This is a genomic window from Paenibacillus gorillae, assembly GCF_000513275.1.
Lineage (GTDB): Bacteria > Bacillota > Bacilli > Paenibacillales > Paenibacillaceae > Pristimantibacillus > Pristimantibacillus gorillae.
Map to the genome: position 1 here is coordinate 74,669 of NZ_CBVJ010000044.1, position 13,519 is coordinate 88,187.

At 43.6% G+C, this 13,519-nt stretch carries 11 protein-coding genes and 2 pseudogenes; 4 read left to right on the forward strand and 9 right to left on the reverse strand.

Translation table 11 applies throughout. The features are described from left to right. Positions 1-493: 493 nt before the first annotated feature. From TY10_RS08100 to TY10_RS30330, 3 genes are all read right to left on the reverse strand, one after another. Positions 494-1,066: a TetR/AcrR family transcriptional regulator gene (locus TY10_RS08100; RefSeq protein WP_042162397.1), complete on the reverse strand. Its 573-nt coding sequence runs from the start codon at positions 1,064-1,066 to the stop codon at positions 494-496. A 121-nt stretch (positions 1,067-1,187) separates the two neighbouring features. Then, the gene (locus tag TY10_RS08105) at positions 1,188-1,961 is read right to left on the reverse strand and encodes a Cof-type HAD-IIB family hydrolase (protein WP_042162399.1); all 774 of its coding nucleotides are present in this window, start codon (positions 1,959-1,961) and stop codon (positions 1,188-1,190) included. A 76-nt stretch (positions 1,962-2,037) separates the two neighbouring features. Continuing rightward, positions 2,038-2,610 carry a stalk domain-containing protein gene (locus tag TY10_RS30330; protein WP_155985769.1) on the reverse strand — a complete coding sequence of 191 codons (573 nt, stop codon included), beginning with the start codon at positions 2,608-2,610 and terminating at the stop codon, positions 2,038-2,040. 231 nt (positions 2,611-2,841) lie between these two features. On the opposite strand from TY10_RS30330, the gene TY10_RS08115 reads away from it, so the two are divergent. The 3 genes and pseudogenes from TY10_RS08115 to TY10_RS08125 all read left to right on the forward strand — a co-directional run bounded on the left by TY10_RS08115 (position 2,842) and on the right by TY10_RS08125 (position 6,061). Further along, the gene (locus TY10_RS08115; protein ID WP_042162403.1) at positions 2,842-3,516 is read left to right on the forward strand and encodes a response regulator transcription factor; all 675 of its coding nucleotides are present in this window, start codon (positions 2,842-2,844) and stop codon (positions 3,514-3,516) included. Next, positions 3,513-4,892 (forward strand): sensor histidine kinase, encoded by a 1,380-nt coding sequence (locus TY10_RS08120; protein ID WP_042162405.1) that lies wholly within the window; start codon positions 3,513-3,515, stop codon positions 4,890-4,892. Before TY10_RS08115 ends, TY10_RS08120 begins: the two co-directional genes overlap by 4 nt. A 232-nt stretch (positions 4,893-5,124) precedes the next feature. Further along, positions 5,125-6,061: pseudogene (locus TY10_RS08125) on the forward strand (alpha/beta hydrolase). Between the two features lie 58 nt (positions 6,062-6,119). Here TY10_RS08125 and TY10_RS08130 read toward each other — a convergent pair. The 5 genes and pseudogenes from TY10_RS08130 to TY10_RS08150 all read right to left on the reverse strand — a co-directional run bounded on the left by TY10_RS08130 (position 6,120) and on the right by TY10_RS08150 (position 11,768). Beyond that, positions 6,120-7,070: a VanZ family protein gene (locus TY10_RS08130; protein WP_042162407.1), complete on the reverse strand. Its 951-nt coding sequence runs from the start codon at positions 7,068-7,070 to the stop codon at positions 6,120-6,122. A gap of 194 nt (positions 7,071-7,264) precedes the next feature. After that, on the reverse strand, positions 7,265-8,269 hold the full coding sequence (locus TY10_RS08135; protein ID WP_042162411.1) for a CotS family spore coat protein: 1,005 nt from the start codon (positions 8,267-8,269) through the stop codon (positions 7,265-7,267). A gap of 5 nt (positions 8,270-8,274) precedes the next feature. Beyond that, positions 8,275-9,531, reverse strand: coding sequence for a glycosyltransferase family 4 protein (locus tag TY10_RS08140; RefSeq protein ID WP_042162413.1), 1,257 nt, complete (start codon positions 9,529-9,531; stop codon positions 8,275-8,277). Positions 9,532-9,548: 17 nt separating this feature from the next. Beyond that, positions 9,549-10,488: pseudogene (locus TY10_RS08145) on the reverse strand (NAD-dependent epimerase/dehydratase family protein). After that, on the reverse strand, positions 10,485-11,768 hold the full coding sequence (locus tag TY10_RS08150) for a UDP-glucose dehydrogenase family protein (protein WP_042162415.1): 1,284 nt from the start codon (positions 11,766-11,768) through the stop codon (positions 10,485-10,487). Before TY10_RS08150 ends, TY10_RS08145 begins: the two are co-directional and overlap by 4 nt. Positions 11,769-11,973: 205 nt before the next feature. Here TY10_RS08150 and TY10_RS08155 point away from each other — a divergent pair, with 205 nt between their 5' ends. Next, positions 11,974-12,789: a UTP--glucose-1-phosphate uridylyltransferase gene (locus TY10_RS08155; RefSeq protein WP_042162431.1), complete on the forward strand. Its 816-nt coding sequence runs from the start codon at positions 11,974-11,976 to the stop codon at positions 12,787-12,789. A gap of 137 nt (positions 12,790-12,926) precedes the next feature. On the opposite strand, the gene TY10_RS08160 is transcribed toward TY10_RS08155, so the two are convergent. Continuing rightward, complete coding sequence (locus TY10_RS08160; RefSeq protein WP_052350434.1) at positions 12,927-13,232, reverse strand: hypothetical protein; 306 nt, start codon at positions 13,230-13,232, stop codon at positions 12,927-12,929. Positions 13,233-13,519: the final 287 nt, after the last annotated feature.

Here is a 13,519-nt window from a genome sequence, read left to right on the forward strand (position 1 = left end):
GCATTTTGATGAGCCCCAAACGGGCCAAAATGGCCTTCAAACTGCAAAAATACATTTGAAACCGTTCGATTTCGGTCATTTGGAGCTTTTTAGGCGAATCAGCCTGCACTTTTGCATTTTGATGCGATAAATCGGCCAAATCGCGGCTATCAACATGTATTTTTACATTTTGATTACGCTCAACTAACTATACCTCACTAACCTAACTCCCCCAAAGGGCTGCCGCTATTGCTACTTAAGTGTGGATACCTGCTCTAGCTAGAGTGCTCTGGAAATCAGGCACTTTGTATGCTTTGTACTTTGTATGCACTTTGCTGCTCGGTATGGCTTGCCCAGTTGGTGCTGCGATCAGGGTGAGCGGAGCATTTTGAGTTCATGATGGCTTTTCGATGATTCTATCCATGTTGCATCGTGTAAGCGATGCGATCCATGGAATCAAGAACGACAGCATGAACCAAAATGCGCAGCGAACCCGGGACCTGTAGCTGGCAGATTACCTCAAGCTGCTCATCACATTCGCAACCAATGCATCATAGTAGCTCATTTCACCGGATGTTCTGGATAACAACTGAGCGCCTTGCACAAAGGCGATGAGGATCTTGGCTTGTTCACCAGCATTCATCGACGCTTCGAAATCGTCATCCCTCTTCCCTTGCTCCAGTACTTCTTCCAGCCATTTCTCATTAGCCCGGAAGAAGATATTTAGTTCATTTCTAATTTCCTCGGGAAAAGAATTCAGCTCGGCTGCCATCATGGAGCATAAACACAGCTTGGTGTTGTTTTCTAATGTCTCCCGATACAAATTGAAAAATAACTGCAGCTTCTCCCTCCCATTTATATGTTGAAGATGTATTTGTTTGAGTTTTTGGACAAAATCCATGCGGTATCGGATGAGCACGGCCTGTACCAAATCCTGCTTCGAAGGAAAATGGTAATGGATGCTTGCCTTGCGAATGCCGACTGCTTCCGCAATATCTGCATAACTAAACCCGTTATATCCGCGTTCCTGAACGAGCTGAAGACCGATATCCATAATGCTTTGTAGGGTGTTATTTTTCGTATTCATACCATGAACCTACCATCCAGTAAGTAAAATGTCAACTTGCAGACAAGTAGTCCTTTGTACTAATTAAAAAAGCACCTGAAGATCGTGAAGTTCACGATCTTCCAGGTGCTTCGCACATATTTTAAGAGATAACGCCGAATTTCTTCAAAGCATAAGCGATGCCGCCTTCACTTGCTTTTGTCGTAACAAAATCCGCATGCTGCTTTAAACGTTCCTCCCCATTCCCCATAGCGATGCCAAGTCCTACATAGTCCAGCATATCGATATCGTTGCCTCCATCACCGAAGGCGATCGCTTCCGTCTCGCTTATTTCCAATTGCTCCAGCACTTTGCGAATAGCAACCGATTTGGACACTTCCGCTGCTTCGAGCACATTCACAACATAGCCGTGAAAACGATGAAACCGAAGCTGCGGGAATTGAACCGTAAATTTCTTCGTTGCTTCGTCATCCGCATACAAGCAAAGGCAATAAACTTCATCAATTACAATAGATGGCGGATATTGAGTGACTCCTAACGTTTCGTGAAGAGCCTTCGTTACGCGGTCATCATCAGCGCCGATTCCGTTCATTCCGAGCATCTCGGTAAAATAGGAAAGGCCATGTCCGTGCGACTCTGCAAAGGCCGTAACCTGGCGAACGGTATCAGCCGACAATACTGATTTATGGATAATGCCATCCTTGCTATTTATTAATGCGCCATTAGCTGAGATAAAATAATCGATGTCGAGCAACTTAAACTCCTCGCATAATTGATAAGGCCTGCCTGTTGCAATTGCGATCTTAATCCCCTTGGCAATTAACTTGTCAATCGCTTCTTTGGTGCTGGCATGCATGCTTCTGTCGGTTTCACTCAGCAGTGTCCCGTCTACGTCAAAAAATACAATTTTGTACATCGAGTCAGCACCTCACTCTGTGCGATTTTCGATCAAGCATATAAAAGAATATTTTCAACCTGCCCGGCACTAGTTCCTAATTGGAGACATAAACAGCTGAGCTGCTTATAGAATCAATTTTACCCTTAGCCCATGTTACGGAAGCACGGAACGGCAGATAATATTGCCCGTCAGCCTTAGCCGCATTGAAGCCGGTGTAGTTCCCGTTCAGATAAATCTTTTTGCTCTCCGCATAGACCTTAATGGTCGTATCTTTTGACTTCAAAGTAACATTATTCGATTTATCGATTTCGATCTCAAATCCAAACGCCTGGCTGAAATCTCTAATATAGATATAGCTCGAATCCTTGATGCTGATGAAGCTTTGCTGCAGACTGAAATACTTGTCGTTTAAGTATAAGCTCATACTGCTGTCCGTATACACCGCGCCGCCTTCTGTATGCTTGCTGCTTGTTTTGGAGCCGGATGAGCTGGAGCTGGAGCTGCTTTTGGAACCGGAACTCGAACTGGAGCTGCTAGAACTGCTGCCCGAGCTTTTGCCCCCATTGTGGTAATGGTAACCGGTGCACAACCCTTTGCGTTTGGACTTTTCGGAACAGTTATGTCCCCCCGTTGCTGTCCGTTCTGCCGGAATGGGCAAAGGCCGCAAGCGGCATTAACATCGTAACTAATAAAGCAAGAATGATAGAGCTTACCACTGGTTTTTTTCAAAATGAATCCCCCATATCTTCTGTATAATAGTTAAATTGTACCAGCTTTCTCTATACAGATGGCGGTTTTCACAAAATGTTAAAGTTTTCCTGACCTATTATACGATTTAGGCAACGTTACCGATTTATAGTATAGTGGTTAAAATGAACAATAAGAAAAGAGGGAACGAATGCCTACGATACTGGTTGCTGACGACGATGCGAACATTCGCGAACTTGTATGCTTATTTCTTCGAAACGACGGCTTCACCACAGTTGAAGCCGCAGACGGCAAGGAAGCATTAACTGTATATGCTTCAACTCAAGTCGATCTTGTCGTGCTCGATATTATGATGCCGATTATGGATGGCTGGACATTATGCAAGGAGTTAAGAAAAGCCAATCCTGATCTTCCGCTGCTCATGTTAACTGCAAGAGGCGAAACGTGGGAGAAAGTAAAAGGGTTCGAACTGGGCACGGACGATTACTTGACGAAACCGTTCGATCCGCTGGAGCTGACGGTCCGCGTTCGGGCTTTGCTGAAACGCTACCGGATTGGCTCTACGCAAACGATTCAGTTCGGCAATGTTACGCTTGATCGTCAAACCTATAAGGTAATGAGAGGATCGGAGTCGCTCACGCTGCCGCTCAAAGAATTTGAATTGCTATACAAGCTGGCTGGGACGCCCGGTCAAGTATATACCCGTGAGCAATTGATTGATCAAATTTGGGGAATTAATTATGCTGGAGATGATCGTACGATCGATGTACATATTAAACGTCTGCGTGAACGTTTCGCATCGACACCGGATTTCCGGATCGAGACAGTTCGCGGACTTGGATATCGGCTTGAGGTACACGAATGATCCGCTCCATATACACACGGGTCGTCCTGACCTTTATTATTTCGGTCACTGCGGGAACGATCATTTCGTATTTTGTGGCGACTTGGGCGTATAAAGAACAACTGAACGAAAACTTGAAACTCCCCCTGCTATACTTCGCCCAAGATATCGTCCGGATATACGATACCTTGCCTGAACCTGAAGCGGATGCCTATGTAAGTGGGATGAAACAGCTCAATTCCTATTATATTCGGATTTTCGATGAAAATGGCCTATACCAGTCTTACGGCAAACTTAAAGGACGTGCTGCCTCGGAAGTATCTATGGAGCAAGTGCATAAAGCACTGGCCGGGGAAATTGTTCATGTCAATCCAACTGGTCTTTCGACTACTCTGTTAGGGATTCGATTGAGTACTGAATCGGGAACGAAAGCGATTTTTGTCGAACCGAGAGCCTTCCCTGCCACTTCTTTTGTCATCGAGTGGCTTCTGAACTTCTCCTCCCTTTCACTAATCACAGGGAGTCTTATCATTGTCATTGCTGCTGTGTTCCTGGTCCGGCCGATTAAAAAGCTGACAATCGCGACTAGGCAAATCGCAGATGGAAATTTCAACGTCAAGCTTAATATTAAGCAAAAAGGCGAGCTGGGCACGCTGGCCCGCAGCTTCGAAGAGATGATGTATGATCTGCAGCAGCTTGAGGGGATGCGCCGGGAATTCGTCGCGAACGTGTCTCACGAAGTACAGTCGCCGCTCACCTCGATATCCGGTTATGCACTGGCACTTAAGCAAGTCGATATCTCGGCTGAGGATCGAAGCCGTTATCTCGATATTATTATCGCTGAAGCGAATCGCATGTCGAAGATGAGCGCCAGCCTGCTCAAGCTTAGTTTGCTCGAATCGCCATCCCAACAGCTGCGATTAGTTACATTAAGCCTTGATGAGCAGATTAGACGGGTAATTGTGGCGATTCAGCCGCAATGGTCCGCCCGCAACATCCGCTTCGAGCTTAATCTGAAAGCGATTCGGGTTACGGCGGATCATGATCAATTAAATCAAGTATGGACAAACATCATCGGCAATAGCATCAAGTTTTCCATGGACAGCGGTGTTATTACCGTTAGTGTCAAACAAGATATTAAGAACGTCATCGTCCGGATATCCGACAAAGGCATTGGCATTTCCCACGAAGATCAGAAGCGCATATTCGAGCGGTTTTTCAAGGCTGATCGTTCTCATAGTCGCAAGTATAGCGGCAGCGGTATGGGGCTGGCCATCGTTAAACAGATTGTATCGCTTCATCAAGGCGACATTCGAGTAGAAAGCGAACCCGGTCAAGGAACGGCCTTTATTATCACTTTGCCTATTACAACCCCTGTCGACAAGCTGCAACTATAATAAAATGAATGCAACTCTACACTTTTAAGCTGCGGCGGCACATGCAAATGCAACATTTCTGCATGTGCTGCCGCAGCTTTTTTTTGCCCGTTCATATTCCGTTCATATTGCCGTCATTGGGAGTACATTTTCGTCGTGTAATGTTTCATTCAATGGCTCGTTAAAACAGCCCAATACACAGATAGAGACAGGAGTAGATGAGAATGACCCAAAAAGAAGGCAAAAATGAAAAATCAAAGCGCTTCGTATTCTGCTTGGAATCGTAGGCGGCCTAGCGATAGCAATCGTACTTTTTTATAGCCATTGTGTATATCGTGAATGTAGTCAGCAACAAATCGGACCAGAAAAAAATTGAAACTTATGGTCAACTGGTACCTGTAGACGGCAAGAAAATAAACGTTACCATTCAAGGAGAAGGCGAAGAAACAATCGTGCTCCTGCCTGGTTTTGGAACAGCAGCACCTGCAATTGACTTTAAACCGTTAGTTGAAGAACTGGCACCTAATTACAGGGTCGCTGTCGTTGAGCCTTTTGGTTATGGATTAAGCGATAAGACAGATAAGGAAAGAACTACAGCTAATATTGTAAGTGAAGTTCATGAAGCTTTACAGGCGTTGAACATTGACCGTTACATTCTAATGGGTCACTCCATTGCCGGTATTTATGGAATCGATTATGTGAATAAATATAAGGATGAAGTCATCGCTTTTGCCGGTATCGACAGCAGTGTGCCAACACAGCCTGGAATGGATGTTAAATTTGATACGGGCAAACTAAAATTGCTCAGAGCTTCAGGTTTCGGCAGATTGCTGTTGAAAATGGGTGGTAATCCTTATGATGGATTGCCATACGACGAAAAAACAAAAGAACAATTGCTATTGATTACGCTTAGAAACACGTATTCTTCCAACTACTTGAATGAGATGACAAATATTTATCCGAATTTCAAAGCAGCTGAGCATCTCACATTCCCGAAAGAGCTTCCTCTTATTCTGTTTGTCCAAGCGAACAATCCGGGAATCGAAACTTGGGTTCCGCTGCATGAAGAGCAAATAAAAGATTCTGTACATGGAAAAGTGGTACAAATGGACGGCGATCATTATTTGCATCATACGAAATCCAAAGAAATCGCCGAAGAATTTAGAGCTTTTATGAAAGAGATTAAATAGTTGTTAAAAACCCGTGAGGATCAATCCTCACGGGTTTTCTAATGCCAGCTAAAGACTCTTATGGCGCCCACTTGTATTTCATCTCTTTAAACGTAACATCCCACAATATCTGACTGCCTTCAAGCGTTATCGTCAGTTTCTTCACTTTGTCGAGATACACATAAAACGGATAAGGTTCTTGCTGTTCACCATCTGCAGGACGGCAAAAATCCGTATAGTTCTCCTCAAAGCCTTCAGTGGTAAAAACAACTCCCGCTTTGGCAGCTTCAGCTCCATCCGGTATGCCGCAGTACCCTTCAATGATGGTCGTATGATTGCTGAATGAATATTGATAGGTTTCAGTTTGCTTCCCGTCGCTGCTATAAAGATTGAATTGTGGCGTTATGCGCTTGCCTCCGATTTCCATCGATTTCAAATGCTCCATTGGAAGATAGCCGTTCTGCTCTTTTTTCTCCGTCAAAGCCAGCACCGGACCTTCAGCCTTAGTGAATAACGCTTTGTCGATCAGCTGAGACAACCCTAATATCACAATGACGAGGAACATGCTGGACAAAACCGTGACAAGGCCGTTTCTCCAAAAGTTTGCGGAACGAAAGCCGATCTTGTAAGCGGCAAAGCCTGCCGCTGCACCTATCGTATTCTGAAATGCGTCATTCATATCAAAGCTGCCGAGCAGCGTTATGGCTTGAAGTGTCTCCAGCACCAAGATGGACATGAAAAACAACGATATAAATACGGTAAAACGAATGCGGAACAATAAAGGAATGAAAATGCCAAAGGGCACAAAAGCGGCTAGATTTCCGATGCCCACCAGGTCCATCAGCGTAAAGGAACGAAAAATAAATCCCGTCGGATACTTAAATACGACATCTGGTATGAAATAAAATGTGTAGCCCACTGTGTGCTTAGCCGCTCCCGGTCTATTGAAGCCCAGAAACATAAAATACAAAACAGCAATTGTGTACAAAATCGTGATGATGCAAATCAGCTTGCGATGCTTAGCTTCCATCTGATTCTCCTTCGTAGTCTGCTTCTTTATTTATGTAAGACGATATCCGTGACTGTTTTATAACACCTGTCTGCAAATTTCTTAACCGGCAATTGCATAAATCCTTTGTTGATAGTCAGCATGAAACCATAAAAAAATAGCAATTAACAACGTATTACACGATGCTAACCACTATCTTTGTTGTTCTTCTCTATCTAAGGTTGTTGGACAATACTGCTCCAGGATGCAAGAACCTGCTGACGCTCTCGTTCAGATGTTATTAATGATTTCAGCTTCTGCAGTGTTTGAGGAGCATTCCATTCCATCCGTTTGTTGAAATATTTGCTGGATAAGCCATAGAAGAGATGAGGAAACAACAAATCTGCATAAATGATGCTGCATTCCTCTGCACTTAAAGGATGAACCTCACGGTAAGCATTCAACATGGTAATCGCTTTGGCCGAGCTCCATCCGTGTTTCTTCATCACCTTATTGAATATTTTACGTATATCCCTTGCAGGTAAATCAAAGGTCAACGAATCCATATCAATGATGACAAGTCCTTGCTGTGACTTAATCAAATTAGCTGCCGCAAAATCTTGATGGCAGAGATTTCTTTGAACCCTTACTTTATTAACCCAATTTGTGTAATGGCTGCTTTGAATCCATCGCAGCGCTTCTTTGCCTTGATCGATATATTTATCTGCGTGAAGCAAATAAAGCTTATCGAATTCGCCGCTGCTTCGAGCTAATCCTTTAAAGGCCTCTAGTTGATCGAGATGCTTGATATAGGTTTGCTGCCATCCTCCAAGATGCTCTCTTTCATTTGCCGACTTATGCTCCGAGTAAAAGCCTCTGGAAGCCATATGAAACTTGCCAAGCTCTTTCATAATGACGATGAGGTCTGATGTTGCATAAGTTGGTGAAGCACCTTGAGCTGCGTCAGACAATACGTAGCAGTTCCCGTTGCTGTCCTCTGCATAATAAGTTCCAAGCTTTGTAGTGACCATTTCAGGAATAGGTGCTCCATTTTGTTGCAGATGCTTAATAGCTTGAATAAGGAAGAGCAGCCTCTGCTTAGAAACGGGCGCTTTTTTTAATATCTTATTTCCCGCGCTCGTCACTATGCTCCATGTCGCCTTTTTCCCTTTATCCGATATTAGCTTGATACTCTTCATTTGAAGCGGATACTGGGACATCAATTCAGGTATCGTCTGCATAATCGTTATCTGCCCCTTCGTTCAATTCGTTTAAGCTCAGGGTAGCTCTTCCTTTTTTTGCGTCGTAGACGTGTATGTGCGCTTTTGTATTTAGAAACAGTAATATTAGACAAAGGCGTAGGCTCACTCTTGTAAGCATCCATATAGATTTTATCAAGACGATCTGCTACATGCTCAAATGTATAGAAATCATTGACCATTTGCCTGCCTCGGGAAGCCATTTCACCAGCCTCCTCCTTGTTGGTCAACATATAATGGATTGCATCGGCAAAAGAGTCCGAAGAGGTATAATCACGAACGATATAACCGTTCCATTTATGCCGGATAACCTCGGCATTACCGCCGCGATCAGTTGTAATAACCGGAACTCCCGCAGCCATCGCTTCATAATGAACGCGGGCCAAAGGCTCCTGCCACTGTGAACTGCAAACAAATACATCGCCCATTGAAAAATAGTTTTGGATTTCATTCGCAGGGATAAACTTGGTGAATATAATTTTGTTGCCATAAGGCTTTGCCAGCTTCAGTAACCATTTCCCATAGCCGTCAATCGTGTTATCGCTGAACCATTTGCCCCCCACAATAACTAGAACGGCATCTGGATGATTTTCCAGCACTTTGCTCATAGCCTGGATGAGCAGGTGAGGTCCTTTTTTAACACTAAGCCGACCGACAAACAGAACAACCTTATTGTCTTGAACACCGTATTGCGTACGCAATTGATTGCGTATATTCATTCCGCGTGAGGTCCAGATTGGAAAATAGCTATTAGGGTCAAATCCGGAGTAAATCGCTTCTGTCTTATCCTCTGCCTCCGGAACACGTCTTGTTATTGTCGATTTGATATACTGACTGACCGTCGTTATTTTGTGTACATACTGAACGCAAAGCTGCGCTTCTGTATCGGATATTTTCTTCTCATCGAACATCTCATTGTGCAAGCTGACGACAAAACGGCTTGATGGAGAAGCTTCCTTATATAGTGCGACGTTTTTAGGACGATTGAATACATGAACGACGTCATAAGCATGAGCCTTCAATGACCGTTTAACATCTTTCACATAGGTTTCTTTCGGAAATCTGATGTATTGAACACCGTTTTGTATTTCCTGATCAGGCAATGCTTCATCTGTAACGGAGTAAACCGTTAAATTATGTTTGCGGGATAACCTAGGAGATACCCCGTCCATCATGATTTGAATAGCTCCTCCTTTAACAGCCGGAGAAGGGAGTTTTTCCGTGCATATGAATGCTAGTCTCATGCGAGGATAGTCTCCTGTCATTTATAATAGTGGCTCAAATATTCAAGTTCTCTGGCTAATCCAGTCATCAAACTAATTTTGGGCTCGTAGTTCAAAAGCTTATTGGCTTTGGATATATCGGCCCAAGTGTGCATAGGCTCTCCGTGCATAACGCCGCTTTGAATAATATTCGCCTGTTTCCCGGTCAAAAGCTCCAAGGTTCGAATAACATTTGTTACAGTTGCCCGCTCTTTACCGCCAATATTAATCGTTTCTCCTATTACGCTGGCGGTGTTAACGATTGCTGCGGTTGCTTCCACGCAATCCTTAATATAAGTGAAGTCCCGTGATTGCGATCCGTCGCCAATTAAGGTGATTGATTCGTTTTTCAACAATTGCTTAATGAAACGATGAAACGCCATATCGGAGCGTTGGCGTGGTCCATACACGGTAAAGTAGCGTAAAATAACGATAGGAACCCTGTCACTGTAGACACGGCATAAATGCTCGCCTGTTAATTTAGTGATACCATAGGGCGCTAACGGTGCCAGCTTCCTGTCCTCAGACACTTGTCCTGTCGTCTCTCCATAAACGGATGAGGTGGATGCAAACACAAATTTTTGGAGCGATGCTTGACTGCAGGCTTCCAGCAGCCGTTGTGTGCCAAGTATATTGGAATCTACATAGTTGCGGAAATCTGCTCCCCAGCTCGACCGAACGCCAGGTATGCCAGCCAGGTGATAGACCATATCAACATCTTTAAGCGATTTTATGCCAGTCGATATTCAATATATTAGCTGTAATCATTTGAAAATTAGGATGCTTATAAAAGCTTTCCATATTTTTAGTTCCAATTGCTTGCAATTCTTCGCGAACAAACGCATCGACCCCTATTACTTCATGATCACCACCAGCAAGTAAATGCTCGCAAAGATGTGATCCAATAAAGCCTGCTGCCCCGGTTACGACGATCTTCATGGCCGTCCAACGCCAATATATTCGAATCCGTACTTTTCTACCGTCGATTTATCCAGGCAGTTTCGCCCGTCAACAATAACAGGATGCTTCATCAACGCTTTTACCTTGTACCAATCCGCCTTGAGAAAGGCTGGCCAGGCAGTCGCAAGGACTAGTATATCTGCTTGTTCAACGGCTTCATAAGGATTAGAGCACCAGACAACAGAAGATAGCTTAGGTGATACAAGCGGGTCATACGCATACACTGGATACCCTTTACGTACTAACTTCTTCATTAAAGCAATGGCTTGGGAATAACGTATATCATCCGTATTTTCTTTAAATGTCGCCCCCCATACAGCAATTTTCGGCTTATTTGAGCGTTTGCCCAAAGAATGAGTTATTTTATTCAGGTAAATGTCTACTTGTGAACGATTGACTTTCTTGACTGCCTGTACCAAATTCAGTTTGATCCCTTTCGCTCGCGCAACATAATTCAAGGCATTCACATCCTTAGGAAAACAGGACCCTCCATAACCCAAGCCTGCATGCAGAAATTTGGCTCCGATACGCTGATCCATTCCTATACCTTTGGAAACCTCCATTATATCTGCACTGTATGCGTCGCAAATTCGAGCTATTTCATTGATAAAAGAGATCTTGGTTGCTAGAAACGCATTGGAAGCATATTTGATTAACTCAGCCTCCAAGCGATCCGTTATTAGAAATTGAGTCTGCAGCGTATGATAGAGCTCCCTAACCTTCATCGCTGCTTCGCTTTGTTTAGCGCCAATGACGATTCGGTCCGGATGCACCGTATCTTCGATAGCCGTGCCTTCCCTAAGAAACTCAGGATTAGAGACGATCTCGAATAAACGTTTGTCAACACCTTGCCCCTGCAATTCGGCTTCCATCCAATCTGCGGTGCCAGGCGGAACGGTGCTTTTCATAATAATAACCTTCGGGGAACGAATCGTTTGTGATAGTACGGCTATGACGCCCTTCACGTAAACCATATCTGCACTTCCATTTTTCGCAGAAGGAGTACCTACCGCAATCATAATAAAGGGGCACGCGGCCATATACCGCTCACTATCTGTATCGAAAAAAAGCTTTCCCCTATCTTGATTTTCTGTAATCATTTCAGTTAATCCCGGCTCGTAAATGGGGATAATGCCTTGCTGAAGCTTACTGATTTTATCTTCATCCACATCTGTGCAATATACCGTATGACCGATGTCCGCTAATACAGCTGCTGTAGTCAGACCGACATAACCCGCTCCAATTATACAAATATCCATTTCTTGCTTCCCCTTTCAAATCTGCTACAACTACTATATTAAGATTCTATTAATAACGGTCACGGCTATATCTATAAAAGAAGGATAGAACTATTAAATGGGTTGATGTATTTACCTATTTATGATAGAGGACAAGCTTCAAAATCATTTTTGGCAATATACTATTACTAGATATTGGATATTATTTGCAAAAGAGGTGATTCTTTTGGTATTTAAAGCTGTCATTCCTGCTGCTGGATATGGAACTCGCAACTTACCCATTACTAAATCCATTCCAAAAGAAATGTTTCCTATTAACGGTAGACCGGTGATAGACTATATTGTTTCAGAAGCGATTAACGCAGGTTTAAACGAAATATTAATTATTCTTTCCCGCAACAAGACGGAAATTATGAATTACTTTGATCGTTCAATCGAGCTGGAGTGGTACTTAGCCAAACATCACAAAAGTAATTTGATCGAGGGAATTGAACCTCCCAAAATAAATATTCAATATATGAGACAGCCAGAGGCTCTGGGACTGGGTCATGCCATTCAAATGGGAAAATCATTCGCAGGAAATGATCCGTTTGTCGTGATGCTGCCGGATCAGCTATGTCTACATCAGCCGCCTCCGCTAGCGAATATGATCAGACTGTACAAGCAATATAAACTTCCTATTATCGGGCTGCATTCTGTTAAGCCAGAACTGCTTCAAAATTATGGGGTGGTGTCAGGTAAACAAATTCAAACCGAGGTCTATCAAATCAATTCCATTGTCGAAAAGCCTAAAGTTAACCCGCCATCTGATCTCGCTATTATGGGAAGATATATATTAACATCCGATATATTTCCTGCCCTTGATCAAGTAGAGAAAGATGGGGCAGGAGAAATTCAATTAACAGATGCTTTAAATCGTCTATGTCAAACTAATCCCGCGTATGGTTATGTTTTTAAGGAGAACTGGTATGATACCAGCATTGAAAGTGAATACATTAAGGCTCAACTTATCGCGTATAAAATGAATAAACCCCACGGTTAAAATCAGAAAAGGAACCTTGATCATCACTTTAAAAGCGGTAATCAAGGTTCTTCTATTCATTCACCGAATTTTCAATACAAAGAGACGGATCGCCTTCTACATTGAAAGGCGATCCGTCTCTTTGCGTGCTGTTTATTTCACTCGATATCATCATCCGAGTCTTTATTGAATTGTTCGGCTTGAGTCGAGTTGCCATTCGAACGTTGAGAACGATGGGAGTAATGAGGATCATACGGGCGGTTATTTCCTGTACGGTTGCCCCCTGTGCGGTTGCCTCCCGTACGGTTGCCCCCTGTACGGTTGCCCCCTGTGCGGTTGCCTCCCGTACGGTTGCCTCCTGTACGGTTGCCCCCTGTACGGTTGCCTCCTGTGCGGTTGCCCCCTGTACGTTTACCTCCTGTACGGTTGCCTCCTGTATTGCAATATGATATAAATTGTGACATTCACATATCCCCTTCCTAGTAGATATAAACAATATATGTTTTCAATCTATCATTCGTAACAAGGCGATTGATTGTTTTATAGTCTTTCTTATTTTTATCATTCAATAGTCATTCCCGTAAGCTCTTCACTCAAGCTTTGCAGCCAAATTAAAAAATGCCGAGAAATCCATTGGACCTCGTCGGCACTTTCCTTTAACCTATTTCATGCCATGCAAATCTGCATTTTGTATTTCCCTACAGGGGAAGACTGGCCTATCGGGCTAATTAAATTCTACTTCCTCTTTGAA